Annotated in this window: 21 protein-coding genes; 11 read left to right on the top strand and 10 right to left on the bottom strand. The window is 68.2% G+C overall.

Features of this window, described 5'->3' with window-relative positions:
* Nucleotides 1-47 precede the first annotated feature (47 nt).
* The 4 genes from hutU to hutI all read right to left on the bottom strand — a co-directional run bounded on the left by hutU (nucleotide 48) and on the right by hutI (nucleotide 5371).
* Nucleotides 48-1715 carry a urocanate hydratase gene (gene hutU, locus AC3RCC_RS22770; protein ID WP_492256674.1) on the bottom strand — a complete coding sequence of 556 codons (1668 nt, stop codon included), beginning with the start codon at nucleotides 1713-1715 and terminating at the stop codon, nucleotides 48-50.
* A complete protein-coding gene (hutG, locus tag AC3RCC_RS22765; protein WP_492256673.1) occupies nucleotides 1712-2518 on the bottom strand; it encodes an N-formylglutamate deformylase in 807 nt (268 codons plus the stop codon). Before hutG ends, hutU begins: the two co-directional genes overlap by 4 nt.
* Nucleotides 2519-2639: 121 nt before the next feature.
* Nucleotides 2640-4166, bottom strand: a complete 1527-nt coding sequence (hutH, locus tag AC3RCC_RS22760) for a histidine ammonia-lyase (protein ID WP_492256672.1) — start codon at nucleotides 4164-4166, stop codon at nucleotides 2640-2642.
* Complete coding sequence (hutI, locus tag AC3RCC_RS22755; RefSeq protein ID WP_492256671.1) at nucleotides 4163-5371, bottom strand: imidazolonepropionase; 1209 nt, start codon at nucleotides 5369-5371, stop codon at nucleotides 4163-4165. Before hutI ends, hutH begins: the two co-directional genes overlap by 4 nt.
* Nucleotides 5372-5495: 124 nt before the next feature.
* Between hutI and AC3RCC_RS22750 the strand changes: the two genes are divergently transcribed.
* Together AC3RCC_RS22750 and hutC are read left to right on the top strand one after the other, a co-directional pair.
* Nucleotides 5496-6863 (top strand): formimidoylglutamate deiminase, encoded by a 1368-nt coding sequence (locus AC3RCC_RS22750; RefSeq protein WP_492256670.1) that lies wholly within the window; start codon nucleotides 5496-5498, stop codon nucleotides 6861-6863.
* A gap of 15 nt (nucleotides 6864-6878) precedes the next feature.
* Nucleotides 6879-7628, top strand: coding sequence for a histidine utilization transcriptional repressor HutC (gene hutC, locus AC3RCC_RS22745; RefSeq protein ID WP_492256669.1), 750 nt, complete (start codon nucleotides 6879-6881; stop codon nucleotides 7626-7628).
* Nucleotides 7629-7763: 135 nt separating this feature from the next.
* On the opposite strand, the gene AC3RCC_RS22740 is transcribed toward hutC, so the two are convergent.
* Nucleotides 7764-8027, bottom strand: a complete 264-nt coding sequence (locus AC3RCC_RS22740) for a YMGG-like glycine zipper-containing protein (protein WP_291641099.1) — start codon at nucleotides 8025-8027, stop codon at nucleotides 7764-7766.
* Between the two features lie 335 nt (nucleotides 8028-8362).
* Here AC3RCC_RS22740 and AC3RCC_RS22735 point away from each other — a divergent pair, with 335 nt between their 5' ends.
* The 5 genes from AC3RCC_RS22735 to AC3RCC_RS22715 all read left to right on the top strand — a co-directional run bounded on the left by AC3RCC_RS22735 (nucleotide 8363) and on the right by AC3RCC_RS22715 (nucleotide 11781).
* Nucleotides 8363-8743, top strand: coding sequence for a PRC-barrel domain-containing protein (locus AC3RCC_RS22735; RefSeq protein WP_291641101.1), 381 nt, complete (start codon nucleotides 8363-8365; stop codon nucleotides 8741-8743).
* Nucleotides 8744-8952: 209 nt separating this feature from the next.
* The gene (locus AC3RCC_RS22730; RefSeq protein ID WP_492256668.1) at nucleotides 8953-9855 is read left to right on the top strand and encodes a transglutaminase-like domain-containing protein; all 903 of its coding nucleotides are present in this window, start codon (nucleotides 8953-8955) and stop codon (nucleotides 9853-9855) included.
* Between the two features lie 2 nt (nucleotides 9856-9857).
* Complete coding sequence (locus AC3RCC_RS22725; protein WP_492256667.1) at nucleotides 9858-10808, top strand: diacylglycerol/lipid kinase family protein; 951 nt, start codon at nucleotides 9858-9860, stop codon at nucleotides 10806-10808.
* Between the two features lie 48 nt (nucleotides 10809-10856).
* Nucleotides 10857-11567 (top strand): phosphatase PAP2 family protein, encoded by a 711-nt coding sequence (locus AC3RCC_RS22720; protein WP_492256666.1) that lies wholly within the window; start codon nucleotides 10857-10859, stop codon nucleotides 11565-11567.
* A gap of 61 nt (nucleotides 11568-11628) precedes the next feature.
* On the top strand, nucleotides 11629-11781 hold the full coding sequence (locus AC3RCC_RS22715) for a hypothetical protein (RefSeq protein ID WP_291641109.1): 153 nt from the start codon (nucleotides 11629-11631) through the stop codon (nucleotides 11779-11781).
* 38 nt (nucleotides 11782-11819) lie between these two features.
* Here AC3RCC_RS22715 and AC3RCC_RS22710 read toward each other — a convergent pair whose 3' ends face one another.
* A complete protein-coding gene (locus tag AC3RCC_RS22710) occupies nucleotides 11820-13274 on the bottom strand; it encodes a GGDEF domain-containing protein (RefSeq protein WP_492256665.1) in 1455 nt (484 codons plus the stop codon).
* A gap of 189 nt (nucleotides 13275-13463) precedes the next feature.
* Between AC3RCC_RS22710 and AC3RCC_RS22705 the strand changes: the two genes are divergently transcribed.
* Nucleotides 13464-14909 (top strand): aldehyde dehydrogenase family protein, encoded by a 1446-nt coding sequence (locus tag AC3RCC_RS22705; protein ID WP_492256664.1) that lies wholly within the window; start codon nucleotides 13464-13466, stop codon nucleotides 14907-14909.
* A gap of 224 nt (nucleotides 14910-15133) precedes the next feature.
* Here AC3RCC_RS22705 and AC3RCC_RS22700 read toward each other — a convergent pair whose 3' ends face one another.
* Genes AC3RCC_RS22700 through AC3RCC_RS22685 form a run of 4 tightly spaced genes read right to left on the bottom strand, consistent with a single transcriptional unit; the run spans nucleotide 15134 to nucleotide 22645 of the window.
* Entirely contained in the window at nucleotides 15134-15844 is a 711-nt protein-coding gene (locus AC3RCC_RS22700; RefSeq protein ID WP_492256663.1) for an HAD family hydrolase, read from the bottom strand.
* Nucleotides 15841-16719, bottom strand: coding sequence for a transglutaminase family protein (locus tag AC3RCC_RS22695; protein ID WP_291641116.1), 879 nt, complete (start codon nucleotides 16717-16719; stop codon nucleotides 15841-15843). The genes AC3RCC_RS22700 and AC3RCC_RS22695 overlap by 4 nt, the downstream gene beginning before the upstream one ends.
* Before the next feature lie 10 nt (nucleotides 16720-16729).
* Nucleotides 16730-19249 carry a circularly permuted type 2 ATP-grasp protein gene (locus AC3RCC_RS22690; protein ID WP_492256662.1) on the bottom strand — a complete coding sequence of 840 codons (2520 nt, stop codon included), beginning with the start codon at nucleotides 19247-19249 and terminating at the stop codon, nucleotides 16730-16732.
* A 9-nt stretch (nucleotides 19250-19258) separates the two neighbouring features.
* The gene (locus AC3RCC_RS22685) at nucleotides 19259-22645 is read right to left on the bottom strand and encodes a transglutaminase family protein (RefSeq protein WP_492256661.1); all 3387 of its coding nucleotides are present in this window, start codon (nucleotides 22643-22645) and stop codon (nucleotides 19259-19261) included.
* Between the two features lie 251 nt (nucleotides 22646-22896).
* On the opposite strand from AC3RCC_RS22685, the gene AC3RCC_RS22680 reads away from it, so the two are divergent.
* The 3 genes from AC3RCC_RS22680 (at nucleotide 22897) to nikC (ending at nucleotide 26595) form a co-directional block, all read left to right on the top strand.
* Nucleotides 22897-24486, top strand: a complete 1590-nt coding sequence (locus AC3RCC_RS22680) for an ABC transporter substrate-binding protein (protein ID WP_492256660.1) — start codon at nucleotides 22897-22899, stop codon at nucleotides 24484-24486.
* A 118-nt stretch (nucleotides 24487-24604) separates the two neighbouring features.
* Complete coding sequence (locus tag AC3RCC_RS22675; RefSeq protein WP_492256659.1) at nucleotides 24605-25672, top strand: ABC transporter permease; 1068 nt, start codon at nucleotides 24605-24607, stop codon at nucleotides 25670-25672.
* A gap of 11 nt (nucleotides 25673-25683) precedes the next feature.
* On the top strand, nucleotides 25684-26595 hold the full coding sequence (nikC, locus tag AC3RCC_RS22670; RefSeq protein ID WP_492256658.1) for a nickel transporter permease: 912 nt from the start codon (nucleotides 25684-25686) through the stop codon (nucleotides 26593-26595).
* Nucleotides 26596-26599 lie beyond the last annotated feature (4 nt).

Genomic DNA, 26599 nt, shown 5'->3' with positions numbered 1-26599 from the left:
GGTTCCGGGTTCTCCGCTTACGCGGAGCCCCGGAATGACAGGTGGGTTCAGCCCAAAATCCCGGGCAGATTCAGGCCCTTCTCCCTGGCGCAGTCGAGCGCGATATCGTAGCCGGCATCGGCGTGGCGCATCACGCCGGTGGCGGGGTCGTTCCAGAGCACGCGCTCCAGGCGCTTGGCCGCTTCCGGCGTGCCGTCGGCGACAATCACCACGCCCGAATGTTGCGAATAGCCCATGCCGACGCCGCCGCCATGATGCAGCGAGACCCAGGTCGCGCCGCCGGCGGTGTTGAGCAGAGCGTTGAGCAGCGGCCAGTCGGAGACCGCGTCCGAGCCGTCCTTCATCGCCTCGGTCTCGCGGTTGGGCGAGGCGACCGAGCCGGAATCGAGATGGTCGCGGCCGATCACGACCGGGGCCTTGAGCTCGCCCTTGGCTACCATCTCGTTGAAGGCGAGACCGAGCCGGTGGCGGTCGCCGAGACCGACCCAGCAGATCCGCGCCGGCAGGCCCTGGAACTGGATGCGTTCGCGCGCCATGTCGAGCCAGTTGTGCAGGTGCTTGTCGTCGGGCAGCAGCTCCTTGACCCGCTGGTCGGTGCGGTAGATGTCCTCGGGATCGCCGGAGAGCGCCGCCCAGCGGAACGGGCCGATGCCGCGGCAGAAAAGCGGGCGGATATAGGCCGGCACGAAGCCCGGGAAATCGAAGGCGTTGTCGACGCCCATATCCTTGGCCATCTGGCGGATATTGTTGCCGTAGTCGAGCGTCGGCACGCCCATGCGCTGGAAGTCGAGCATCGCCCTGACATGCTCGGCCATCGACTTTTTCGCCGCTTCGATCGTGCCGGCCGGGTCGCGCTCCCGACGCTCTTCCCATTCTTCCAGGGTCCAGCCCGCCGGCAGATAGCCGTTGAGCGGGTCGTGGGCCGAGGTCTGGTCGGTGACGACGTCCGGGCGGATGCCGCGGCGGACCATGTCCGGGAAGATCTCGGCGGCATTGCCGAGCACGCCGACCGAGACGGCTTTGCCTTTGGCATGGGCGGCTTCGATGATCTTCAGGGCCTCGTCGACGCTGTCCGCCTTCTCGTCGAGATAGCGGGTGCGCAGGCGGAAATCGATCGAGGACGGCTTGCACTCGACGGCGATCATCGAGGCGCCGGCCATGGTCGCGGCGAGCGGCTGGGCGCCGCCCATGCCGCCGAGGCCGCCGGTCAGGATCCACTTGCCCTTGAGGCTGCCATTATAGTGCTGGCGGCCGACCTCGACGAAGGTCTCGTAGGTGCCCTGAACGATGCCCTGCGTGCCGATATAGATCCAGGAGCCGGCCGTCATCTGGCCGTACATCATCAGCCCGGCCTTATCGAGATGGTGGAAATGCTCCCAGTTGGCATAGGCCGGGACGAGGTTCGAATTCGCGATCAGCACGCGCGGCGCGTCCGGATGCGTCCTGAAGATGCCGACCGGCTTGCCGGACTGGACCAGCAGGGTCTCGTCGGCCTCGAGCGAGCGCAGCGAGGCGCAGATCCGGTCGAAATCCTCCCAGGTGCGGGCGGCGCGGCCGATGCCGCCATAGACCACGAGCTCGCCCGGCTTCTCGGCGACATCCGGGTCGAGATTGTTCATCAGCATGCGCAGCGGCGCCTCGGTCAGCCAGCTCTTGGCCGAAAGCGTGCTGCCATGGGGCGAGCGGATGACGCGGCTGTTGTCGATGCGGGTCATGGCTTGGTCCGTTCGAGCTTGGTGGCGGCGGCGAGCGCCGCCTCGATCATGGCGGAGAGGGCGGATTGCAGGCTGGCGGCGCGGGCCGCGTCGAAGGTCCAAGGCGGAGCTTCGTCGGCGAGGTAGGCGCTGAGCGCGATTTCCATCTGGAGCGCGTGCACATGGTCGGCCGGGTGGCCGTAATGGCGGGTGATCCAGCCGCCCTTGAAGCGGCCGTTGACGACCTGGGTGAAGGCGCTGCCGGCCATGGCCGTCACCGCGGCAGCTTCGACCGCAGCCGCGGCACTCTGGCCGGAATTGGTGCCGAGGTTCAGCGTCGGCAGCGCGCCCTCGAACAGACGCGGGATCACCGATTTGATCGAGTGGCAATCCCAGAGCAGGCAGAAGCCGTATTGCGCCTTGGCGTGCTGGATCTCGGCCGCGAGCGCCGCGTGATAAGGGCGGAAATAGGCCTCGCGCCGGCGGGCGATCTCGGCCTCGTCGGGCGCGGTCGCCCAGATCGGCGCGCCGTCGAAGGTGGTGGTCGGCACGAGTTCGGTCGTCGCCTGGCCGGGATAGAGCGAGACGCCGGCCGGGTCGCGATTGAGGTCGATGACGAAGCGCGACAGCCCGGCCTCGACGATCGTCGGCTGAAAGCGCTCGGCGAAGCTATAGAGCTGGCGCATGTGCCAGTCTGTGTCTTCGACTTGGGCGCCGCGCGCATTGAGCTGCGCCGCGACCTCGGCCGGCAGGCCGGTGCCGGGATGCGGCATCGACAGAACGAGCGGCGAAGAGCCGCGCTTGACCGAGACGATATCGGTCATGCCCTGCCTCCAACGTCATGCTCGGCCTTGTGCCGAGCATCCACGTCTTGAACACCACGCTCGACCAGCGAAGACGTGGATGGTCGGGACAAGCCCGACCATGACGGAAAGGGGGAGTTCTTCATGCCGAAAGCTCCCCGTAGCTGTCGACGCCGGCGGCCTTGCCGAGCGCGCCCGAGAGCACCAGTTCCGTCGCCGCCGCCAGATCGGGCGCGAGATAGCGGTCCTCGGTCAGCGGGGCGATCTTGGCCCGGATCAGCGCCAGCACCGGTTCGAGCCGCGGCGAGGTCTTCATCGGGCGGTGATGCTCGATCGCCTCGGCGGCGGCCATCAGCTCGACCGCGACGATGCTCGCCGCGTTCTTCGCCATCTCGATCAGGCGGAAGGCGCCATGCGTCGCCATCGAGACATGGTCTTCCTGATTGGCCGAGGTCGGGATGGTGTCGACGGAAGCCGGATAGGCCTTCTGCTTGTTCTCGGAGGCGAGGGCGGCCGCCGTCACCTGCGCGATCATGAAGCCCGAGTTCAGGCCGGCATCGCGAGCGAGGAAGGGCGGCAGGCCGCTCATCACGGGGTCGACTAGGAGCGCGATGCGGCGCTCGGCGAGGTTGCCGATCTCGCAGACGCCCATCGCCAGCATGTCGGCGGCGAAGGCGACCGGCTCGGCGTGGAAATTGCCGCCCGAGACAATCTCGCCGGGGCCGAGCACCAGCGGGTTGTCGGTGACGGCATTGGCCTCGATCGCGAGGGTCGCGGCGGCATTGCCGAGGAGGTCGCGCACCGCGCCCATCACCTGCGGCTGGCAGCGCAGCGAGTAGGGGTCCTGAACCTTCGAGTCGCCGAAGCGGTGGCTCTCGCGGATCTCGCTGCCCGCGACGAGGTCTAGCAGCAGGGCCGCGACCTTGATCTGGCCGGGCTGGCCGCGCAGTTGCTGGATGCGCGGGTCGAAGGGCGTGTCGGAGCCCTTCAGCGCATCGACCGAGAGCGCGCCGGCGATCAGCGCGGCATCGAAGACGCGGGCGATGCTGGCGAGCCCGGCCAGCGCCAGCGAGGCCGAGACCTGTGTGCCATTGATCAGCGCGAGGCCTTCCTTGGCGCCGAGCGCCAGCGGCGCCTGGCCGATGCGCTTCAGTGCCTCGGCGGCCGGCAGAACCTCGCCTTTCAGCCGGATTTCGCCGACACCCATCAGGGCCGCGGTGAGATGGGCGAGCGGGGCGAGGTCGCCGGAGGCGCCGACCGAGCCCTTGGCAGGCACCACCGGCAGCGCGCCGGCCTGGAGTGCGCCGACCAGCGCCTCGACCACGACGGGCCGCACGCCGGAAGCGCCGCGCGCCAGGCTCGCCGCCTTCATGGCGAGGATCAGCGCGACGACCTCATCCGGCAAAGCGGGGCCGGTGCCGACCGCATGCGAGAGGATCAGGTTGCGCTGCAAGGTCGCGAGATCGGCATCGGCGATGCGGACGCTGGCGAGCTTGCCGAAGCCGGTGTTGACGCCATAGGTCACGGTGCCCTTGGCGACGATCTCGTCGACGATCGCCTGGGCGCCGGCGATCGCGCCGGTCTCGGAAAGAGCGATGGCGGCGCCGTCCAGGACATGGCGCCAGTCGGCGAGGCGAGCCTCACCGGGAGTGAGCGAAAGCGTGGTCATTGGCCGTTCCGGATGCGGGTGTGAAGCGGGTTGAAGCCGATGCGGTAGGCGAGCTCGGCCGGGCGCTCGATCTCCCAGATCGCGAGATCGCAGGCCTTGCCGGTCTCCAGCGTGCCGGTCTGGTCTTGAAGTCCTAGGGCGAGCGCCGCATTCCGGGTCATGCCGGCCAGCGCCTCCTCTGGCGTCAGCCGGAACAAGGTGCAGCCCATGTTCATGGTCATGAGCGGCGAGGTCAGCGGCGAGGTGCCGGGATTGGCGTCGGTCGCGAGCGCGATCGGCACGCCATGTTGGCGCAAGAGCTCGATCGGCGGCTTCACCGTCTCGCGCAGGAAGTAGAAGGCTCCGGGCAGGATCACCGCGACGGTGCCGGTTTTCGCCATGGCGACGACTCCTGCCTCGTCGAGATGTTCGAGATGGTCGGCCGAGAGCGCGCCCATGCCGGCGGCGAGCGCCGCCCCGCCGAGATTGGAGAGCTGCTCGGCATGGATCTTGATCGCCAGCCCCTTGGCCTTGGCCGCGGCGAAGACACGCGCGGTCTCCTCCGGCGAGAAGGCGATGCCCTCGCAGAACACGTCGACGGCATCGGCGAGGTCGCCGGCCGCGACGGCATCGAGCATCGGCCCGGCGACGAGGTCGATATAGTCGCCGGAACGGCCCTTGAACTCGGGCGGCACGGCATGTGCGCCGAGGAAGGTGGTGACGACCCGGACCGGGCGCTCGCGGCCGAGCCGACGGGCGACGGCGAGTACCTTCACCTCGCTTTCGGTGTCGAGCCCGTAGCCCGACTTGATCTCGACGGTGGTAACGCCCTCGGCGATCAGCGCGGCGAGGCGCTTGTCGGCACTGGCGAAGAGCTCATCCTCACTTGCCGCGCGCGTCGCCTTGACCGAGGAGACGATGCCGCCACCGGCGCGGGCGATCTCCTCATAGCTCGCGCCCTTGAGGCGCAGCTCGAACTCATGGGCGCGGTCGCCGCCATAGACGAGATGGGTGTGGCAGTCGATCAGGCCGGGCGTGATCCAGCGCCCTTCGCAATCGATGGTCTCGGCTGCCGCGAAGGCGGGCGCCGAGCTGCGCGGGCCGACATGGACGATGCGCCCGTCGCGTGCCGCAATGACCCCGTCCTCGATTGCGCCATAGGGGGCAGAGGCACCTTCGGCCATCGTCGCCAGTCGCGCATTCAGCCAGAGCCGATCGCAGCTCAAAGACGTTTCCGCCACCATTGCCCGTCGCACCCTCTCGACTTCGCTTTCGTTCCGGGTAAGCTAGCCAATTGCATATGCAAAAGGCAAGCGCTTAATTGCATATGCAATTAGAGAGGTGGATGGCATGGCGGTCAGGCAGGAACTGTATCTCGAGGAAGCGTTGCTGCCGGAGGGATTTGCCCGGGGCGTCACGTTGCATGTCGAGGACGGCGTCATCGCCTCGGTCTCCCGTGATGGCGCGGCCCCGGCGGCAGCGACACGACTGTCGGGGTTGACCTTGCCCGGACTGCCCAATCTGCACAGCCACACCTTCCAGCGCGGCATGGCCGGCCTGTCCGAACGGCGCGGCGCTTCCGAGGATTCGTTCTGGACCTGGCGCGAGGTGATGTATCGCTTCCTCGACCGGCTCGACCCTGAGGACGTGCAGGCCATTGCGGCTCAGGCCATGGTCGAGATGCTCGAAGGCGGCTTCACCGCGCTCGCCGAGTTCCACTACCTGCATCACGACAAGGATGGTCGCGCCTACGCCGACATCGCCGCGATGGGCGAGGCGATCGCCGCGGCGGCGGGCGAGACCGGCATCGGACTGACCCTGCTGCCGGTGCTTTATCGCTACGGCAATTTCGGGGGGGCGCCGGCGGCGCCCGGCCAACGCCGCTTCCTTAACGACCGCGACGCCTATCTGCGGCTTCTCGAAGGCAGCGAGAAGGCGGTCGCATCCTTGCCGGATGCGCGCGTCGGCGTTGCGCCGCATTCGCTGCGGGCGGTGGCGCTCGACGATTTGCCCTGGATTGCGGGGCTCAGGCCCGAAACGCCGGTTCACATTCATGTCGCCGAGCAGATGCGCGAGGTCGAGGACAGCATCGCGATCACCGGCCGCCGCCCGGTCGAGCTCCTGCTGGAGAGCGTCGCTGTCGACGAGCGCTGGTGTCTGATCCATGCGACGCATCTGAGCGATGCCGAGCGCGACGCCATGGCGCGCAGCGCTGCGGTGGCGGGCCTGTGCCCGATCACCGAGGCCAATCTCGGCGACGGCATCTTCGACGGCGTGCGTTATCGCGCCGCCGGCGGGCGCATCGGCGTCGGTAGCGACTCCAATATCGAGATCGGCTCAGGCGGCGAATTGCGGCTGCTGGAGTATTCGCAGCGCCTGCGCGACCGGCGCCGCGCGCTCTGGGCCGAACCGGGCACCCCGGCCGGCGTCAGGCTCTGGCGGGATGCCTGTGCCGGTGGCGCTCAGGCTTGCGGCCGGGGCATTGGCTCGATTGCCGTCGGTCACCGCGCCGATCTGGTGACGCTCGCTGCCGACCATCCGGCGCTGATCGGCAAGACCGGCGATTTCGCGCTCGACAGCGCCGTCTTCGCGGCCCCCGCCCTGCCGGTCGAGAGCGTGATCGTCGGTGGAAAGCCTGTGGTCAGAGACGGTCGGCACATTGACCGGGCTCGCATCGCCGCGCGCTATGGCGCAGTCATCCGAAATCTGCTCGCCTGAGCCGGAAAAGAGTCCATGTCCGCAAGCCAGATCGACGCCGTAGCTCTCGATGGCGTCGGTCCGCTCTATGACCAGATCCGGCGCGCCATCCGCGATCTCATCCTGAACGGGGTCTGGCCGCCGGGCACGGCGGTACCGCCCGAGCATGCCCTGATGGAGCGGCTCGGCGCTTCGCGGATGACCGTGCATCGCGCTCTGGTCCAGCTCGCGCGTGAGGGGTTGATCACCCGTCGGCGCCGCTCCGGCACGATCGTCGCGAGCCCGCCGGCGAGCCACGCCATGCTCGACATCCTCTCGATCCCCGAAGAGGTGCGCGGTCTTGGCCATGCCTATGCGCTCACCGTCCTGCAGCGTCGTGACGGGCGGGCGCTGCGGCCTGTCGTGAGTCTTTTCGAGCTCGGGCGCGCGGTCGATGTCGTGCACCTCTCCGTGCTGCATTGGGCAGACGGCGTGCCGCATGTTCTGGAGGAGCGCGTCATTCACCTCGCGACCGTCCCGGCGGCCGCGCAGGAGGACTTTTCCACCATTCCGCCGGGCGACTGGCTGCTGCAGAACAGTCTCTGGTCGCAGGCCGAGCATGCAATCAGCGCCGTCGCCGCGACGGCCGAACAGGCCGAGCTTCTCGCTATCGCCGAAGGCGATCCCTGTCTGCTGGTCGAACGGCGGACCTGGAACCAGGGCGAGCCGGTCACCGCCGTCCGCCTGCTCTATCCGGGCGGTCGGCATCGCTTCGTCGGGCGTTTCGGCCCCTATGGCAAAGTCTAGCTCCTGCGGCGGCAGGCCCGTCGGAAGCGATCCGCTGGTTTCGCGCGCCTGAGCGGCTGCGGGCAGCGTTCAGGCCGCCTGCAGCGCCATGTCTCGTCCCTTTGCTGTCCTTGCCTTCGCTGTCCTTGCCCTGGATCAGCAGGCGTAGCTTACGCGCCGTCCCCATTCGTCGCGGCCGACGCAAACCCGGTCGCGGGTGGTCGCATTGCCGATGATGGCGCCGCCGACGCCGCCGATCGCGGCACCTGCCACAGCGCCACCGGCACGGCCGGTGGCCAGCCCGCCGATGACGGCGCCCGTGCCGGCACCGATCAGCGCGCCGGTCGCCGTGTTTTCCTCACGCGCCGTACAGGCTCCGAGGGATGCGGCGGCCAAGGCGACGATGATGAGCTTTTTCATGGCTGTGGTCCTTGCTTTGAGCCGGAGGCTGGGAGGGCTGCCTCGCCTCCTCGGCTGGTGTCGTCTTTCGCCGGGGCATGCTCCGACCCGCTCAGGGCAGCCACCGCAGGAGGCGGCGGCGGCCCATCACCTGCGGCATCAACGAGCCGCGCCGGCAAAGGTTCCAGGGTCCGCGGGCAGCGGCTCCCGCCCCCGATGCCGGCCTCTAAGCCCAACTGACCGCCCGGCTGGCCGGTTCTTCGAATTTGTCTCTCCTGCCGTGGAACAGCGATCAGGTTGCGGCGTTGATGTGACAGGCCGGTTCGTACGGGCCCATGAATTCTATGGAGGGAAGAATGAGCGCAACGATGACCGCTGCGACCACCGCGAATCCGCTGATCGCCGGAGCGCGCGTCGCGGGTACGGATGTCTACAATACCGCAGGAGAGCATCTCGGCTCGATCTACGACGTCATGCTCGACAAGGCGACGGGCAAGGTCGCCTACGCGATCATGTCGTTCGGTGGCTTCCTCGGCCTCGGCGAGAAGTATCACCCGGTCCCCTGGAGCATGCTCGACTACGATGTCGATCGCGGCGGCTATGTCGTGCCGCTGACCCGCGAGAAGCTCGAGGCGGCGCCGATGTATGACAGCGACGGCGAGCCCGACTGGCACGACAAGGACTATGGCAAGCGTGTGCACGACTACTACGGCACCATGCCCTACTGGATGATGTGACGGCCGAGGTGGCCTTCGCTTCTCCAAGGCGCAGGTCGCGGTGATTGCTATCCCCCCAGCCGGATCGCCGCGACAGCGTGATGCGGGCCGAAAGGCCCGCATCTTTTTTAGGGCGATGGCCAGCGCTCGCGGCAGGCCCCTGTCGCGCTGGCCCGTCACGGCCGCAACGGCCGCCAACGGCAAAACTCAGAGCGATCGAGGAGACGGGAATGCAGATCCGCTATGGCTATCGCATCGAGATCGTCTGTGACCGGCCGACCACGCTGGTGACCATGCTCGACATCCACCCCTCGCGGCGCCACGATCTGCTCGAGCCGGACGAGATGCGCGTGACCGCCTTGCTGGACACCGGCGCTTCATTGCCGGTCGAGCGGCATTTCGACTCGTTCGGCAATATCTGCCGCCGCATGGTCGTGCCGGCAGGCGGCGTTCGGCTCGAAGCGAGCGGTTTGATCTACGATGGCGGCAGGCCGGACGTCACGGCGCCGGATGCGCGCCAGCTCTCGCCGGCCGAGATTCCCGCCGAACTGATGGGTTTCCTGCTCGGTAGCCGCTATTGCGAGACCGACAAGCTGATGGACACGGCCTGGTCCCTGTTCGGCCATCTCCAGCCGGGTTGGGGTAGGCTGCAGGCGATCGTCGATTTCGTCCACAACCACCTGACATTCGGCTATGCCTTTGCGCGCAGCACGCGCACCGCCGCCGAGGCCTTCGAGGAGCGCATCGGCGTCTGCCGCGATTTCGCGCATCTCGCAGTTGCCTTCTGCCGCTGCCTCAACATCCCCGCGCGCTATTGCAACGGCTATCTCGGCGATATCGGCGTGCCACCAAATCCGGCGCCGATGGATTTCAACGCCTGGTGCGAGGTCTGGCTCGACGGGCGCTGGTACACGATCGATGCGCGGCACCATCAGCCGCGTATCGGCAGGGTCGTCATCGCCCGCGGCCGCGACGCCACCGACCTGCCGATGCTGAACTCCTTCGGCTCCCATGTCCTGCAGCGCTTCGAAGTCGTCACCGAGGAGGTCGGGGCAGGCGCTCGTCAGACCTCGGCTTCGTCGGCGTCGCCTCGCCTTGTGCCCGGCGACAGGGGGGTCCATATCGCCGCCTGATCATGGAGAAACTGTCGGAACTAACGGTAGAGGCCGAAACCAAGGCGCAGCCACGCCGCTTTCGCGTCATCGGCAATGCGCGCGCCGGCTCCGTCCTGGAGGCGGGGGTGGGGAATTTCGCGCGCCGCATCGAGGCGGCTTTCGCCGCGGCCGGCTGCGATGCCGAGGTCGAGCTTTTGCCGCCGCGCGCGATCGAGGAGCGTCTGCGCGCCGCGGTCGACGATCGAGCGGCCACGCCGGTGATCGCCGGCGGCGACGGCACGGTGAACGGCGCCTTGCCCGTGCTGCTGGAATGCCCGAGGCCGGTCGGCATCCTGCCGCTCGGCACGGTCAATGTGCTCGGCCGCGATCTCGGCCTGCTCGGCACCATCGAGGAGCAGGTTTCGGCGCTGTGCCGGGGCAAGCCAGTCGCCATGGATCTCGGCAGCATCAACGGGCGCCCCTTCCATTCGATTTCCGGCATGGGCTTCTTCAGCCTGATGGCGCGCGAGCGCGAACAGGCCCGCCGGCGCTTCCCCTTCAGCCGCGCCATCGCCTTCGCCTTCGCGGCGGGGCGGTCGATCCTGTTCACCCGTCCGATCCGCATCGAGTTGGAGATCGGCGGCGTGCAGCGTCAGGTCGAGGCCGACGCCGTGCTGGTCACGGTCAACCAGTTCGATGGCGCCGACTGGCGGCGCAACCGGCTCGATGGCGGCCAGCTCGAAGTCCATATCCTCGACACCGGCGGCCTGCTCTCGCGGACCAAGGCGGCGCTCTCGATGCTGACCGGCAGCTGGCGCACCTCGCACAATCTCGTCTCCCTGACCGCCGAGGCGGTGACGCTGACCCGCCGTGACAAGAGGCGTGGCCATGTCACCTTCGATGGCGAGGTCGAGCGTCGCGCCGGCTCGCTCGATTATCGGTTGCTGCCGGCCGCGTTGCAGGTCATCGCTGCGCGGCCGGCCGAAATCTGAACATGCTTTCGTCATAGGCAGCCGCCACTTCCGCCTGGATAGCTCTCGATGTTCCTCCTGCAGCCGCGATTCCTCCTGCCGACCGCCGCGGCTTTCGGCTTCCTTGGTCTTGCGATCTTCGTCGTCGCCGGCCGCGATTTCGCCTTCGACAGCAGGCTGGTCATGCTGTTTCGCGACGCGGCCGATCCCTCGACGCCGCTTGGCCCGGCCTGGTTCCGCGAGATGATGCGCGACGTCACCGCGCTCGGCAGCTTCGTCGCGCTCGGCACCATGACGGTGGTGGCAGCCCTGACCTTGCGGCTCTGCGGCCATTGGCGCCTGGCGCTCGGGCTCATCCTGACGGTGCTCTCGGCTGTCGCGGCCAGCACGCTGCTGAAGATCGGGATCGGCCGCGAGCGCCCCGATATCGTCGAGCACGCGGCCCTGACCTTCACGGCGAGCTTCCCGAGCGGGCATGCCTTCCTCTCGGCAGTGGTGCTGCTCGGCATCGCCGGCTTCGTCGGCATCGCATCGCGCCGGGCCGATATCTCGCGGCTCTGCCTCTGGATCGCCTGGACCCTGATCGTCGCGATCGGCATCAGCCGGATCTATCTCGGCGTGCACTGGCCGAGCGACGTGCTCGGTGGCTGGTGTCTCGGTATTACTTGGTCGAGCGTCGCGGTGGCCTGGCTCGGCCGGCTCGCGGCCGGCGCCGAGGCGCGCGAGGCGGGTGCGGCCGGCATGGAACGCGGCGTTTCACCGGGAACCGTCGGCGAATAGGCGCGTTCCAGTCATGGCGCCGCGCGAGAGCGGCGCTTTCTCATGACTGGAGCCCTGTTTCATGACCATCTCGCGCAACCTGCTCTTCCTCCTCGTCGGCCTGCTCGTCGCCGGCCTCGCCGCGACGGGCTATGCGCTCTATCAGGAGAAGAAGCAGCCGGAAGGCGTCGAGATCTCGGTCGGTAAGAACGGGCTCTCGATCAGGGAGAAATAGCAGAAGCGCCGGGGGGAGCCCCTTCGGTCTGCTGCGGTTCAGGCCGCGACCGGCGCCGCCTCGATCACGCGATTGCGGCCTTCGCGCTTGGCGGCATAGAGAGCGTCGTCGGCCTGCTTCAGCAGGCCCTGAAGTGAGGCCTGCATGGCCTTCCCACTGGCCAGGCCGATACTGGTGGTGACCTTGATCGTCCGGCCGTCGTCCAGCGTCAGCTCCAATTGATCGCAGGCTGCGCGCACCCGCTCGGCGACGCCTCTTGCATCCTCGGGAGAGATCTCCGGCAGCAGGATCGCGAACTCCTCGCCGCCCATCCGCCCGAACAGGTCCTGTGGCCGCAGCACGGCCGCGAGCTGGCGCGCGATCGCGACCAGCGCCGTATCGCCTGCCGCATGACCATGCTCGTCATTGATGCGCTTGAAGCGGTCGATGTCGAGCATCAGCAGCGAGGCCACACCGTCCCGGGCCGCGCTCTCGGCCAGAGCGGCCTCGCTGCGCTGGAGGAAGGCCCGCCGCGACAGCGTCTTGGTCAGCGTGTCCTCATTGGCGGCGCGGTTCAGCTCGCGCAGCAGAACCCGGCGCCCGCTGTTGATGCTGGAGACCATGATCGGCCCGAGCGCCAGGAGCGCCAGGCTGAGGCGATGTGAGATCACGGTCGGCAGGAATTCGGCCGAGCTCGGCGGCAGGCTGGTCGCCAGCGCCGTGCTCTGCCACAGGCCGGTCGCGAAGGTGAGCAGCGCCGTCGGGAAGATGCCGTAGCTCAGCGCACACCAGAGCAGCGCCGGAACCGGGACCGACGCCGCGCCGGGGCCGCCGATCAAGGTGCCGATCCCGATCGAGGCAAGCAGGGTGGCCAGCGGCAGCAGCGCACGGGCCGAGCGCCAGATCGCGCCGACTCTCAGCCTCAGGGTCTGCAAGGGCGGGGCGGTCAGAGCCAGCGGCAGGATCATCAGATTGCTGGCGAGCTCGCTGGTCAAATAGAGCTCGATGGCGTGCCTCAGGCTGCCGCCGTAGAAGACGACGATGCTGCCGCTGCCGACGATGGCGGCTGCGACCGCCGCGGCGACGCTGATCAGCAGCAGGAACAGCAGGGATTGCGGGCGCTGCAGCCGGCGGTCGACCGGGCTGATGCGGCGAAACAGCAGGAAGCCGGCAATCACGCCGGCGAGATTGGCGGCCGTCAGCCAGAGCGTCAGCAGGAAACCGCCGCCCATTGAGAGATCGGCGGCGAGATAGCCGCCTGCGATGGCGAGCCAGGCTGTCGGCGTGGCGAGGCGCGGATTGCGCACCAGGAGGCCGATCAGGATTGCGTTGGCGATCCAGAACGAGGCGAGGAAGCCGGCCGGGCGGGTGAGATGCCCGAGGAGCGCCGCGCCGAAGGTCACTACCGCAACGAGGGCGAGCCGGCGCAAGGCGAGCAGGCGTGACGAGGCGGCCTTGCCGGGGCCGGCGGCGTTCGCGCTGGGCGAGGGAGAGGAAACCCGGCTGGCGGTCATGGTGAGTGGGACCGTGCCCGCAAAAGGTTAAAGGCAAGCTGCCGCCTTGCGGCGAAACTCGTCCTGGCCTCGGCCGAGCATGCGCTGGCGGCGCGACCGCCGGGCATTTCGGCAGGCGCTCCGGCATGGCCTTGGCCGGCCAAAGACGCTAAGACCAGCTCCTCTTCCGATCAGGCGCGAGGTTTCTCGATGAATGCTCCCTTCAAGAATTTGATCGCCGGCGAGTGGACCGGCTCGCAGAACGCCTCGCGCAACATCAACCCGTCCAACACCAACGACGTCGTCGGCGAGTACGCCCAGGCGACCGTCGAGGACGCCAACAATGCCGTCGCCGCCGCCAAGGCCGCCTTCCCGGCCTGGAGCCGCACCACGCCGCAGGAGCGCTACGAGATCCTGAAGAAGGCGTCCGACGAGATCCTCGCCCGCAAGGAAGAGCTCGGCCGCCTCTTGTCGCGCGAGGAGGGCAAGACCCTTGCCGAGGGCATCGGCGAAGCCGGCCGCGCCGGCCAGATCTTCGCCTTCTTCGCCGGTGAATGCCTGCGCCTCGGCGGCGAGAGCATCGCCTCGGTCCGTCCGGGCGTCGGCGTCGAGGTGACGCGCGAGCCGGTCGGCATCGTCGGCATGATCACGCCCTGGAATTTCCCGATCGCGATCCCGGCCTGGAAGATCGCGCCCGCCCTGGCCTATGGCAATTGCGTCGTGATCAAGCCGGCCGATCTCGTGCCCGGCTCGGCCTGGGCGCTGGTCGACATCATCCAGCGCGCCGGCCTGCCCAAGGGCGTGCTCAACCTGGTGATGGGCCGCGGCTCGGTCGTCGGCCAGGCCTTGCTCGAGCATAAGGATATCCACGCGATCAGCTTCACCGGCTCGGTCTCGACCGGTCGCAAGGTCGCGGCGGCCTGCATCGCCTCGAACCCGATGAAGAAGGTCCAGCTCGAGATGGGCGGGAAGAATCCGCTCGTCGTGCTCGACGACGCCGATCTCAAGACCGCGGTCGAGGCGGCCGTCCAGGGCGCCTTCTTCTCCACCGGCCAGCGCTGCACCGCCTCTTCGCGCCTGATCGTCCAGGCCGGCATCCATGACCGCTTCGTCGAGGCGGCGATCGAGCGTCTCAAGGGCGTGGTGGTCGACGACGCTCTCAAGGCCGGCACCCATATCGGCCCGGTCGTCGACCAGAGCCAGCTCGACCAGGATCTGAAATATATCCAGATCGCCCGCGACGAAGGCGCCAAGCTGGCCTGGGGCGGCGAATTGCTGAACCGCGAGAATCCCGGCTTCTATCTCCAGCCGGCCCTCTTCACCGAGACCACCAATGCCATGCGCATCTCGCGCGAGGAGGTCTTCGGCCCGGTCGCCAACATCATCCGCGTCAAGGATTATGACGAGGCGCTGGCGCTCGCCAACGATACCGATTTCGGTCTGTCCTCGGGCATCTGCACGACCTCGCTGAAGCATGCGACGCATTTCAAGCGCAACAGCGAGGCGGGCATGGTGATGGTCAACCTCGCCACGGCGGGCGTCGACTACCATGTGCCGTTCGGCGGCCGGAAGGGCTCGAGCTACGGCCCGCGCGAGCAGGGCGCCTATGCCCGCGAGTTCTACACCACGGTGAAGACCGGCTACACGCTCGCCTGAGCCGGGGCACCGTCCGGGACATCGAGGCCGCGCCGAAAGGCGCGGCCTCTTTTTCATGGCGGATTGGTGGTTCGCTCAGTCCTCATCCTGAGGAGGCCCGAAGGGCCGTCTCGAAGGATGCTTGGGGAGGCTCCAGAAGCATCTGGTCCATCCTTCGAGACGCCGCTTCGCGGCTCCTCAGGATGAGGTCGATGGATATCTGCTGAAGCTTCGCTCCCCGCCGCTCAATCGAACAGCGCCTGCTCCAGCTCGGCGATGCTCGGCAGGAGGAGATGGCTGAGCGGGCGCAATGTCTCGGCGCTGCCGGCCCCGGTCAGCACGGCGATGCGCAGGCCCGCCCCGGCGGCCGCCGCCATATGCATGTCATGGGCGGAATCGCCGATCACCGCGATCGCATCTGCCGGCAGCCCTGTCTTGCGGCAGAAGCCCTCGACCATGCCCGGCTCCGGCTTGGCGCCATGGCCGGAATCATAGCCGCAGAGGAAATCGAGCCGTCCCGCGATGCCGAAGCGCTCGGCCGTGGCGCAGACGGCGGCCTCGCTGTCGCTAGAGGCGATGCCGAGCGCGAGGCCGCGCCCCGACAAGCCGGCGAAGAGGGTGTCGAGATCACAGACCGGCACGACATCGGCGACGCCGGCCTGGAACAGGGCATCCAGCCGGCTGGTCAGCTCGGCGACGGGGAACTGGCTGCCCGCCTCGTGCCAGGCCTGCGCGACCTCCCTTGTATTGCCGGCCGCGAGCAGGCCGTCCGAGGTCGAGAACCCGGTTGACGGGTCGACCCCGGCGAGGGCGAGAAGATGCACTTCCAGCGCCGCATCGCCCTGAGCCGCCAGCCGGCCGGCGCGCAGATTGATCGGCGCCCAGCTCGCCTGGTAATCGAGCAGCGTGCCGTCCTTGTCGAACAGGATGCCGCGTATCGCCGGGCGCGCGCTCATGAGACGGGGATCACGTCGACCTTGACGTCGAGCTTCTGGCTGCCCGGCCCGACCAGCACGCCGTCGAGCGGGGAGACATCGGCATAGTCGCGGCCGGTGGCGGTGATGATGTGGTCGTCGCCGACGATCAGGTCATTGGTCGGGTCTAGGCCGATCCAGCCGGTCTCCGGCCCGCACCAGATCATCACCCAGGCATGGGTCGCGTCGGCGCCTTCGAGGCGGGGCTGGCCCGGCGGCGGGATGGTGCGCAGATAGCCGCTGACATAGGCCGCGGGCAGGCCGAGGCCGCGCAGCCCGGCGATCATGATGTGCGCGAAGTCCTGGCAGACGCCGTGGCGCTGGGCGAAGGCCTCGCGGATCGGTGTCGAGACCTCGGTTGCTTCGGGGTCGTAGCGGAAGTCCCGGCGGACCCGGCCCATCAGCTCGCAGGCCGCTTCGAACACCGGACGCCGGGCCGAAAAACTCTCCTGCGCATAGGTGGTGATCTCGGCCACGGTCGGCACCAGTCGGCTGGGATACAGGTATTGCGCCGGCGAATCCGGGGCGAGGCTCTGGGCCGTGAGCCCGAGCGCGGCGACCTCTTCCCAGGCGCGCGTCAGCGCCGGGAAGGGCGTCGCGGCACGGTTGACCTCGACGCGCGAGATTGTCTCGATCCGCAATTCGCGATGCGGCTTGGCGATGGTCAGCGTGGTCGTACGGTTGCCGAAGAAGCAAATCCCGTCCTGGCGCTCGGCGGCGCGCGGCGTCACGCTGAGCTGGCTCACGACGACGTGCTGGCCGTCGCCCTCGCGCGGCAGCACGCGCAGGATACAGCGCGCAAAGGGCACCGGCCGTGCATAGGCATAGCTGGTGAGATGGCGGATTTCGTAGATCACCCGGCTGCCGTCACGCGAGCTGCGTCATCCGCGACCCTTCCGGATGCGCGTTCTGCAGAAAGTAGCGGTCGGCCACGGCGTTCGACAGGCCCATCAGCAATTGCTCGAACAGGAGGATGCTGGCGCGGTCGAGCCGGCTCGCCTCGGCCGTGCGGCACTCCGCGGCAAGCCTGAGCGCCAGCCGGCGCGGTTCCTCCAGCATGCCGTCGTCGCTGAGTGTCGGCAAGGCCGCGATCTCCTGGTCGAGCCGCTCCACCTGGAAGGCGACCGAGCGCGGATTGTAGGGATCGAGCATGACGAGATCGAGAACCGGCTGGAGCGAGGCCCCGAGCAGATAGCGCGAGCGATAGGTGATCTGCGAATCCGTCAGGTCGAGCAGGGCATCGAGGCAGTTGCCGGGTGTGCCGCTCTCGGCGAAATGGCGGGCATAGCGGCAGGTGGTGACGCCGCGCTCGAGCCGCCGGCCGATGTCGAGGAAGCGCCAGCCGGCGCCGCGGACCATGTTCTCCTGCGACAGGCCGGAGAAGGCGGCAAGCGATTTCAGGGCGCTGTCGGCGACCTCGAAGGCCTCGCCCTCGCTCACCGGCTTGCGCGGTGCGGTGAGCTGGCGCTGCAGATCGCCGAACAGGCGCCAGGCATCGACCGAGAGCCGCTCGCGGATCACCGAGGCGGTCCGGCGGGCTTCGCGCACGGAAGAAGCGGCGGAGCCATATTCGTCCAGCCCGTAAAGAGCGCTGGTCGCCTGGCTCGCGATCGCCCGGCCGCGGCCGGCGGGCGCTGCGCCCCAGGCCACCAGAAGATTGGCGAGGCGCTTGATCGTCTCGGCATGGCCGGGCGCCTGGTCGTCGGCATTGATCAGCCGGCCGAGCACGGCCCGCACCAGCCGGAGCGTCGCCTCGGTGCGCTCCAGATAGCGCCCGAGCCAGAACAGGTTGTCGGCGGCGCGGCTCGGCAGGATGCCGACGATCCGGCGGATCGCGATCTTGTCGGGGCTCGGCAGCAGCGTCATCGGCTCGACCGGTCGGTCGGAGGTCACCCAGACATCGCTGGAGCGCACGGCCGAGCGCATCGTCACGGCGCGCGCATCGGTCTCCTCGGAAATGCGGCAGAAGCCGCCCGGCATCACCTGCCAGCCATCGGGCGTCGCCGCCGCGAAGACGCGCAACGTCATCGGGCGCGGTTGCAGCCGACCCTCCTGCAGGACCGGCATGGTCGAGAGCCGGACCACCTCCTGGCCGACATGGTCGAGGCCGCGCTGTTCGATCGCAGCGCGCAGCCGCTCGCGCTCGGTGCGGTCGAGATCGGCGACCAGCACGGGCTGGTCGTCGAGGTTGCCGCCATTGGCGCGGAAAGCCGGCGCGATGCTCATCTCGTCGAGCCGGTCGAGCACGATCTGGCGTTCGCGCGGCTGGCCGCACCACCAGGTCGCGATGTTCGGCAGGATCAGCTCCTCGCCGAGGATGTCGCGGGCCAAAGCCGGCATGAAGCCCATCAGGGCGCGGGCTTCGACCACCCCCGAGCCGAGCCCGTTGGCGACGACGACATTGTCCTGGCGGATCGCCTCGACGAGGCCGGGCACGCCGAGCGCCGAGGCGGCGTTGAGTTCGAGCGGGTCGGCGAAGTCGCCGTCGATGCGGCGCCAGATCACGTCGGCGCGCTTGAAGCCGCCGATGGTGCGCACATGCATCAGCCCGTCGCGCATCACGAGGTCGCCGCCCTCGACCAGGAGGAAGCCGAGATAGCGCGCGAGATAGGCCTGCTCGAAATAGCTTTCGTTGAGATGGCCCGGCGTCAGCAGGCAGATGCGCGGTTCGACGCGCTTGGCACGGGCGACGAGCCCGGCCCGGAAACCCTGGAAGAAGGCGGCGAGCCGCTCGACATTCATCGTCCGGAACAGGTCCGGAAAGGCGCGGCCGAGCGCCAGCCGGTTCTCCAGTGCGTAACCTGCGCCCGATGGCGCCTGCGTCTTGTCGCCGAGCACCCACCAGCGGCCATCCGGCCCGCGGCCGAGATCGGCGGCGTACAGCTGCAACTGCCCGGCGCCGTTCGTTCCCTGCAGGGGTCGCAGATAGTCGGGGCTGCCGGTGATCGCCGCAGCCGGCAGCGCGCCGTCGCGGACCAGCCGGCCGGGGCCGTAAATGTCGGCAAGCACGGCATCGAGCAGCTGCGCACGCTGGGCGACGCCGGCGGCGATGACCTGCCATTCGGCACCGGTGATGACCAGCGGGGCATGGTTGAGCGGCCAGGCCCGCTCGCCGGCGAGCGGGTCGTTGGCATCGACGTCGCCATGGACGCGGTAGGACACGCCGGTGTCGCGGACATGGCGGTCGGCGAGGCCGAAGCGGCGCTGCAACTCGTCGGCGGAAAGCCCGGCCCATTCGGTCAGGAACGGTTCCCATTGCGGGCGCACGGTCCCGTCCGGAGCCATCAGCTCGTCATAGGCGCCGGGCAGCGGGCGATAGCCCGTCAGCAGCGTATTGCGCCGCTCACCCCGTGACCGCGCCGAGTTCAACCTGCCTTGCAGCGCCATGGCGCGCACTCAAATGCCGATCGGGCGACGCAAATCGAGGGTCATGGGGAACTCCGGATTGCGCGCTTCGGCGGGAATCGCCAGGGGACCGGGACTATGGCCGATCGCCTCGAAACGAGCGAGTCTTCTCGCCTCGGCCTCATAGGAATTCACCGGCGGCGTTTCGTAGTTGCGCCCGCCGGGATGGGCGACATGGTAGACGCAGCCCCCGAGCGAGCGGCCGGCCCAGCTATCGACGATGTCGAAGGTCAATGGTGCATGCACGGGAATCGTCGGGTGCAGACCCGAGGCCGGCTGCCAGGCCTTGAAGCGCAGGCCGGCGATGCTGGTCCCGGCGGCGATCTCGCTCATCGGCAGCGCCCGCCCGTTGCAGGTGATGATATGCCGGCCCGGTATCAGACCGCTCGCCTTGACCTGCAGACGCTCGACCGAAGAGTCGACATAGCGCACCGTGCCGCCGATCGCGCCCTCCTCGCCCATGACGTGCCAGGGCTCGAGCGCCTGCCGCAGTTCCAGTTCGACGCCGCCCTGACTGACCTTGCCGAAGAACGGGAAGCGGAACTCCTGCTGCGCGGCAAACCAGCCGGGATCGAACGCGTAGCCGGCGCCGGCGAGGTCATCGAGCACCTCGCGGAAATCCTGCGCCACCATCTCCGGCAACATGAACCGGTCGTGCAGCGCCGTGCCCCAGCGCACCAGCCTGCCGCGCTGCGGCACGCGCCAGAACCAGGAGACCAGCGCCCGGATCAGCAATTGCTGGGCAAGCGACATCCGCGCGTCCGGCGGCATCTCGAAGGAGCGGAACTCGATCAGCCCGAGCCGGCCGGTCGGCCCGTCCGGCGAATAGAGCTTGTCGATGCAGATCTCGGTGCGGTGGGTGTTCCCGGAGACGTCGACGAGCAGGTTGCGATAGAGCCGGTCGACGAGCCAGAGCGGGATCGCCGGCTCGCCCGGTCCGGGCGTCTGCGCCAGCGCGATCTCGAGCTCATAGAGCTGGTCGTGCCGGGCCTCGTCGATGCGCGGCGCCTGGCTCGTCGGGCCGATGAACAGGCCGGAGAACAGATAGGACAGCGACGGGTGCCGCTGCCAGTAGAGCACGATGCTCTTGAGCAGGTCCGGCCGGCGCAGGAAGGGGCTGTCGGCCGGGGTGACGCCGCCGAGCACGACATGGTTGCCGCCGCCGGTGCCGGTATGGCGCCCGTCGACCATGAATTTCTCGGCGCAGAGCCGGGATTGCCTTGCCTCCTCATAGACGCCCCGGGTGATCGCGACCGCCTCCGCCCAGTTCCGCGCCGGATGGACGTTGACCTCGATCACGCCGGGGTCCGGCGTCACCTTGATCAGGTTGAGGCGTGGATCATGCGGCGGCGCATAGCCCTCGATATGCACCGGTTGGCTGCTGGCTTCCGCGACTTCCTCGATGCTGGCGATCAGGTCGAGATAGTCCTCCAGTCGCTCGACCGGCGGCAGGAAGACGCAGAGCACCCCGTCGCGCACCTCGATGCTGAGCGCGGTCCGCACCGCATCGGCCGTGAGGTCCTGCTCGACGATGCCCTGTCGGGTGGCTGCGCTTGCGCTTTCGACAGGGCGCGAGGGCTGGATCGGGCTCGCGGGAGGTGCGGCTGCGACGGCACTGATCCCTGCGGGCGGAGGCGGAGCAGCGGCCGGGGAGCCCGGCAGCGGACCGCGCGGTTCCAGCGGGTCCTGCGGGTGGATATGCGGATAGTCGCTCTTCTGCAGATGCGGCAGCGAGCCGAGCGGCAGGCGATAGCCGACCGGAGAATCGCCTGGCACCAGGAAGAGCCTGCCGCGCCGGAGCTTCCATTTCTCCGAGCGCCAGCGCCGGTCGTCCGCCGCCGCCTGCCAGCGCTGCACCGGAATGACATAGCCGCTCGGCTTGTCGAGCCCGCGCTCGAAGACGCGGACCATGCGGGCGCGCTCCTCGGGGTCGGAGAGCTTCGGGTCGAGCGGGTCGACATTGGCGGGGAGCTGCCCCTCCTTGATCAGCCAGTGCCCGGTATCCTCATAGGCCGGCAGGACATGGTCGGGGCCGATGCCGAGCCGCTCGGCGAGCCCTGCCGCCAGTGTCTCGACGGCGGCCGGTGTCGGCACGGTCTCATGCTCGCGGTCGATGCCGGAGAGGGCGCCGGGCTCGCGCGCGATCAACGCCGCATTGCGCCAGATCGGTTCGCCATCCTGGCGCCAGTAGAGGGCGAAGGCCCAGCGTGGCAGGCTCTCGCCCGGATACCATTTGCCCTGGCCGTAATGCAGCATGCCGCCGGGCGCGAAGCGCGCGCGCAGCCGCCGGATCAGCAGATCGGCGCGCTGACGCTTGGTCGGGCCGACGGCGGCGGTGTTCCATTCCTCGCCCGACTGGTCGTCGATCGAGACGAAGGTCGGCTCTCCGCCCATGGTGAGGCGGACGTCCTGGGCCCGGAGGTCGGCCTCGACCTGCTCGCCGAGCGCATCGAGCCGCGTCCAGGATTCGTCGGAGAAGGGCAGGGTGATGCGCGGCGCCTCATGGACGCGCGTCACCTCCATCTCGAAGTCGAACTGCGTCTCGGCATAGCTCGCCATGCCGCTGACCGGCGCAGCCGAGCGGTAATGCGGCGTCGCAGCCAGCGGCAGATGGCCCTCGCCGGTGAGCAGGCCCGAGGTCGGGTCGAGCCCGATCCAGCCTGCGCCGGGAATGTAGACCTCGGCCCAGGCGTGCAGGTCGGTGAAGTCCTTGTCGGTGCCGCGCGGTCCTTCCAGCGGGTCGATATCCGCCTTCATCTGGATCAGGTAGCCGGAGACGAAGCGGGCGGCGAGGCCGAGATGGCGCAGGATCTGGACAAGCAGCCAGGAGGTGTCGCGGCAGGAGCCCGCCTTCAGCGCCAGCGTCTGCTCCGGTTCCTGCACGCCCGGCTCCATCCTGATGCCATAGGCGATCATTTGCTGAAGGCGCGCATTGAGATCGACGATGAAGTTGACCGTGTTCATGCGTTCTCGCGGGATCGTCGCGACGAAGGCGCTCAGCAGCGGCCCGGCCGGTTCGGTGACGAGATAGGGTGCGAGCTCGTCATGCAGCTCCTCGGGATAGGCGAACGGGAAGTGTTCGGCCTCGCTGGCGACGAAGAAGTCGAACGGGTTGATGATCGAGAGCTCGGTGACGAGATCGACCTCGATGCGGAACTCGGTGACCGGCTCGGGGAAGACGTAACGCGCCAGCCAGTTGCCGTTCGGGTCCTGCTGCCAGTTCACGAAATGCTGCGCCGGCGTGACCTTGAGCGAATAGCTCTGCACCGCCGAGCGGCAATGCGGTGCTGGACGAAGCCGGATGATCTGCGGCCCGAGCGTCACCGGCCGATCATAGCGGTAATGGGTGACGTGATGCAGTGCAGCGATGATGGCCAAGGGCGGGCGCCTGCTTCGGGTTCGCCGGGCCGAGCAGCCCGACCCGCCCACGATAAACGGGGAGCCGGCCGGGACAAGCCTGCCGCTGCGCAAGAATGTGCCGGAAGCCCGATCAGTTTGCGCAAGTAGCGGGCAGTCGGGACAGGCCTATTGGATACATTGCGGGGCGCTGGACATCCGCCCCGCTCTGGCTCCACATTGCGCCCCAACGGGCGCCGGGGCGCCCGCAAAACCGCACAATGGGGATTTCCATGCGTCACGTCGCGAAACTGATGGCGGCTTCGGCCTTCGCCGTCCTGATGGCCTCGACCGCCCAGGCCCAGACGCCGAAGGACACCATCGTCATGGCCAAGCAGATCGACGACATCATCACGCTCGACCCGGCCGAGGCCTTCGAATTCTCCGGCGTCGAGGTGGTCACCAATCTCTACGACAAGCTGATCGGCGTCGACCTCAAGAACAACAACGCGCTGATCGGCGAGCTTGCCCAGAGCTGGACGGTCAGCCCCGACAATCTGACCTACACCTTCAAGCTCCGTCCGGGCGTGAAGTTCCATTCCGGAAATCCGCTCACCGCCGCCGACGTGGTGTATTCCTTCCAGCGTGCCGTGACGCTCAACAAGTCGCCGGGCTTCATCCTCACCCAGTTCGGCCTGAACAAGGACACCGTGCTCGACAAGGTGAAGGCAGCCGACGACCACACCGTGGTCATCACCGTCTCCAAGCCCTTCGCGCCGAGCTTCTTCCTGAACTGCCTGACCTCGGGCGTGGCCTCGATCGTCGATGCCAAACTGGTCAAGGCCAATGAGAAGGATGGCGACTGGGGCAATGGCTGGCTGAAGCTCGCCTCGGCCGGCTCCGGCGCCTACAAGGTCCGCGCCTATCGCCCGAACGAGCAATATGCGCTCGACGCCAATGAGAGCTGGTACAAGGGCGCGCCGAAGGCCAGGCGCGTCATCGTCCGCCATGTCGCCGAGCCGGCCTCGCAGCGCCTGCTGCTGGAGAAGGGCGACATCGACATCGCCCGCAATCTCTCCAAGGACCAGCTCGCCGCGGTCAAGGGCAATGCCAATGTCGAGATCGTCCAGGGCGACAAGGGCTACATCCTCTATCTCGGCCTGAACCAGAAGAATCCGAACCTTGCCAAGCCCGAGGTGCGCGAAGCCTTGAAATGGCTGGTCGACTACGACGCGATCGAGAAGAACATCGTCGAGGGCACCTATAAGGGCCACGAGGCCTTCCTGCCCAAGGGCTTCCTCGGCGCGATCGACGACAAGCCCTACAAGCTCGACGTCGCCAAGGCCAAGGAGCTGCTCGCCAAGGCCGGGCTGCCGAACGGCTTCACGGTCACGATCGACACCCGCTCGGTCAACCCGATCACCGACATCACCCAGGCGATCCAGTCGACCTGGGCCCAGGCCGGCATCAAGCTCGAGATCATTCCGGGCGACGGCAAGCAGACCCTGACCAAGTACCGTGCCCGCACTCATGACATCTATATCGGCCAGTGGGGCCCGGACTATCTCGATCCGCACACCAATGCCGAAACCTTCGCCATCAACGAGAACAATGGCGAGGACGCGAAGTCGAAGACGCTGGCCTGGCGCAACGCCTGGGACATCCCGGAGATGACCAAGGTCACCCAGGCCAATGTGCTCGAGACCGACGCGGCCAAGCGCGCCGCCGTCTATGGCGAGCTGCAGCGCGAGCACCAGAAGGTCTCGCCCTTCGTCATCATGTTCCAGCAGGTCGAGGTCTCGGCGCAGCGCAAGAACGTCGACAATTGGGTGATCGGGCCGAGCTCCGACACCAATTTCTACGCGCCGATCGCCAAGAACTGAGGCATCTGCCGCCGCCGGAACCCGCCGTAGCCCGAAACGAGGCTGCGGCGGGTTTTCTGCTTTGTCGCCGGCGGCGCCTGCGACGCCCCAAGAACAACAAGAAGATACGGAGCCGCCAATGGCCTCGATCACCGCCTCGACCCCGTCCGCACCGCCGCGGGCCAAGAGCCGCGCCCTGCGCTGGGGCAGGATCCTCGGCCGCGAGCTGACCACGGTCGCGATCACCATCTTCGGCCTGCTGCTCGTCACCTTCCTGATCGCCCGCGTCATGCCGATCGACCCCGTCCTGGCCGTGGTCGGCGACCGCGCGCCCGCGGATGTCTACGACAAGGCGCGGCTCGAGCTCGGTCTCGACAAGCCGCTCTGGGAGCAGTTTGCGATCTATGTCGGCAAGGTCTTCCGCGGCGATCTCGGCACCTCGGTGCTGACCGCGCAGAAGGTCACGGACGATATCAAGACGGTGTTTCCGGCGACGCTGGAACTGGCGACGCTCGGCACGCTGATCGGCGTCGTGCTCGGCGTCCCGCTCGGCATCCTCGCGGCCGTCAACCAGGGTCGCTGGATCGACCAGGTTGCCCGCGTGATCGGCTTGGTCGGCTATTCGATCCCGGTCTTCTGGCTCGGCCTGATGGGACTCCTCTTGTTCTACGCCAAGCTCGGCTGGGTCGCAGGTCCCGGTCGTCTCTCGATCGCCTATCAGGATTTCGTTACGCCGGTGACCGGCCTCGTCATGCTCGATGCCGCCATGCAGGGCGAGTGGGAGGCCGTCGTGGACGCCTTCTGGCACCTCATCCTGCCGGCTTCCGTGCTCGGCCTGCTCTCGGTCGCCTATATCAGCCGCATGACCCGCAGCTTCATGATCACCGAGCTGCAGCAGCAATATGTCGTCGCGGCGCGGGTGAAGGGCCTCTCGGAATGGCGCGTGGTCTGCGGCCACGCGCTGCGCAACGCCTTCGTGCCACTCGTCACGGTGATCGCGCTCTCCTACATGCACCTGCTCGAAGGCTCGGTGCTGACCGAGACGATCTTCGCCTGGCCGGGCCTCGGCCGCTATCTCACCAATGCGTTGCTCAACGCCGACATGAACGCGGTGCTCGGTGGCACGCTGGTGGTCGGTGCCGTCTTCATCGCCGTCAACCTGTTCTCCGACATCCTCGGCCGGCTGGCCGATCCGCGGGCACGCTGAGGAGGATGGCCATGACCGATCAGATCGCCACCTCCGCCGGCTGGCATTCCTGGCTGACCACGACCTCTCCGGAATCGCGCCGGCAGGCCCGGCTCGGCCAGCTCTACCGGCAATGGCTCGCCTTCAGGAAGAACCCGGCCGCCATGGTCGGCCTCCTGATCGTCCTCGCCTTGCTGCTCCTCGCGGCCTTCGCGCCGCTGGTCGCGCCACATGACCCGCTGGCGCAGGCGCTCGATCAGCGCCTGCTGGCGCCCTCCGCCAGGAACTGGTTCGGGACCGACGCGCTCGGTCGCGACATCTTCAGCCGGATCGTCTACGGCACCCGCGTCACGCTGGTGATCGTCATGCTCGTCGTCATCACGGTCGGGCCGCTCGGCCTCCTGATCGGCTGCGCCGCCGGCTATTTCGGCGGCTGGGTCGACACCGTGCTGATGCGCGTCACCGATGTCTTCCTCGCCTTCCCGCGCCTCGTCCTGGCGCTCGCCTTCGTCGCCGCGCTGGGGCCGGGGCTGGAGAATGCCGTCATCGCGATCGCCTTCACCGCCTGGCCGCCCTATGCCCGTGTTGCCCGGGCGGAGACGATGCTCATCCGCAATGCCGATTACATCTCGGCGATGCGCCTGCAGGGTGCGAGCCAGCTGCGCATCGTGCTGAAGCACGTCGTGCCGATGTGCGTGCCCTCGCTGATCGTCCGCACCACCTACGACATGGCCGGCATCATCATCATCGCAGCCGGCCTCGGCTTCCTCGGCCTCGGCGCCCAGCCGCCGATCCCGGAATGGGGCGCGATGATCTCGACTGGCCGCGAGCAGATCTTCGACCAGTGGTGGGTCGCGACCTTCCCGGGTCTCGCCATCTGCGTCGTGGCGCTCGGCTTCAACCTGCTCGGCGATGGCTTGCGCGACGTTCTGGATGCGAGGTGAGCAC

Source organism: Allobosea sp. GW823-FHT01F03 (assembly GCF_058798075.1).
Note: the sequence above shows the minus strand (reverse complement) of the source record. Positions and strands in the feature narration are given on the sequence as shown.

Bases quoted from the DNA above. Each gene is read 5' to 3' on its own strand.
- AC3RCC_RS22700 (WP_492256663.1), bottom strand. From the start codon at position 15,844: ATGAGCGCGCGCCCGGCGATACGCGGCATCCTGTTCGACAAGGACGGC.
- AC3RCC_RS22730 (WP_492256668.1), top strand. From the start codon at position 8,953: ATGCAGATCCGCTATGGCTATCGCATCGAGATCGTCTGTGACCGGCCG.
- AC3RCC_RS22675 (WP_492256659.1), top strand. From the start codon at position 24,605: ATGGCCTCGATCACCGCCTCGACCCCGTCCGCACCGCCGCGGGCCAAG.
- hutH (WP_492256672.1), bottom strand. From the start codon at position 4,166: ATGACCACGCTTTCGCTCACTCCCGGTGAGGCTCGCCTCGCCGACTGG.
- AC3RCC_RS22680 (WP_492256660.1), top strand. From the start codon at position 22,897: ATGCGTCACGTCGCGAAACTGATGGCGGCTTCGGCCTTCGCCGTCCTG.
- AC3RCC_RS22710 (WP_492256665.1), bottom strand. From the start codon at position 13,274: ATGACCGCCAGCCGGGTTTCCTCTCCCTCGCCCAGCGCGAACGCCGCC.
- AC3RCC_RS22720 (WP_492256666.1), top strand. From the start codon at position 10,857: ATGTTCCTCCTGCAGCCGCGATTCCTCCTGCCGACCGCCGCGGCTTTC.
- hutU (WP_492256674.1), bottom strand. From the start codon at position 1,715: ATGACCCGCATCGACAACAGCCGCGTCATCCGCTCGCCCCATGGCAGC.
- AC3RCC_RS22705 (WP_492256664.1), top strand. From the start codon at position 13,464: ATGAATGCTCCCTTCAAGAATTTGATCGCCGGCGAGTGGACCGGCTCG.
- AC3RCC_RS22735 (WP_291641101.1), top strand. From the start codon at position 8,363: ATGAGCGCAACGATGACCGCTGCGACCACCGCGAATCCGCTGATCGCC.
- nikC (WP_492256658.1), top strand. From the start codon at position 25,684: ATGACCGATCAGATCGCCACCTCCGCCGGCTGGCATTCCTGGCTGACC.
- AC3RCC_RS22750 (WP_492256670.1), top strand. From the start codon at position 5,496: ATGGCGGTCAGGCAGGAACTGTATCTCGAGGAAGCGTTGCTGCCGGAG.
- AC3RCC_RS22715 (WP_291641109.1), top strand. From the start codon at position 11,629: ATGACCATCTCGCGCAACCTGCTCTTCCTCCTCGTCGGCCTGCTCGTC.
- AC3RCC_RS22690 (WP_492256662.1), bottom strand. From the start codon at position 19,249: ATGGCGCTGCAAGGCAGGTTGAACTCGGCGCGGTCACGGGGTGAGCGG.
- AC3RCC_RS22725 (WP_492256667.1), top strand. From the start codon at position 9,858: ATGGAGAAACTGTCGGAACTAACGGTAGAGGCCGAAACCAAGGCGCAG.
- hutC (WP_492256669.1), top strand. From the start codon at position 6,879: ATGTCCGCAAGCCAGATCGACGCCGTAGCTCTCGATGGCGTCGGTCCG.
- AC3RCC_RS22740 (WP_291641099.1), bottom strand. From the start codon at position 8,027: ATGAAAAAGCTCATCATCGTCGCCTTGGCCGCCGCATCCCTCGGAGCC.
- hutG (WP_492256673.1), bottom strand. From the start codon at position 2,518: ATGACCGATATCGTCTCGGTCAAGCGCGGCTCTTCGCCGCTCGTTCTG.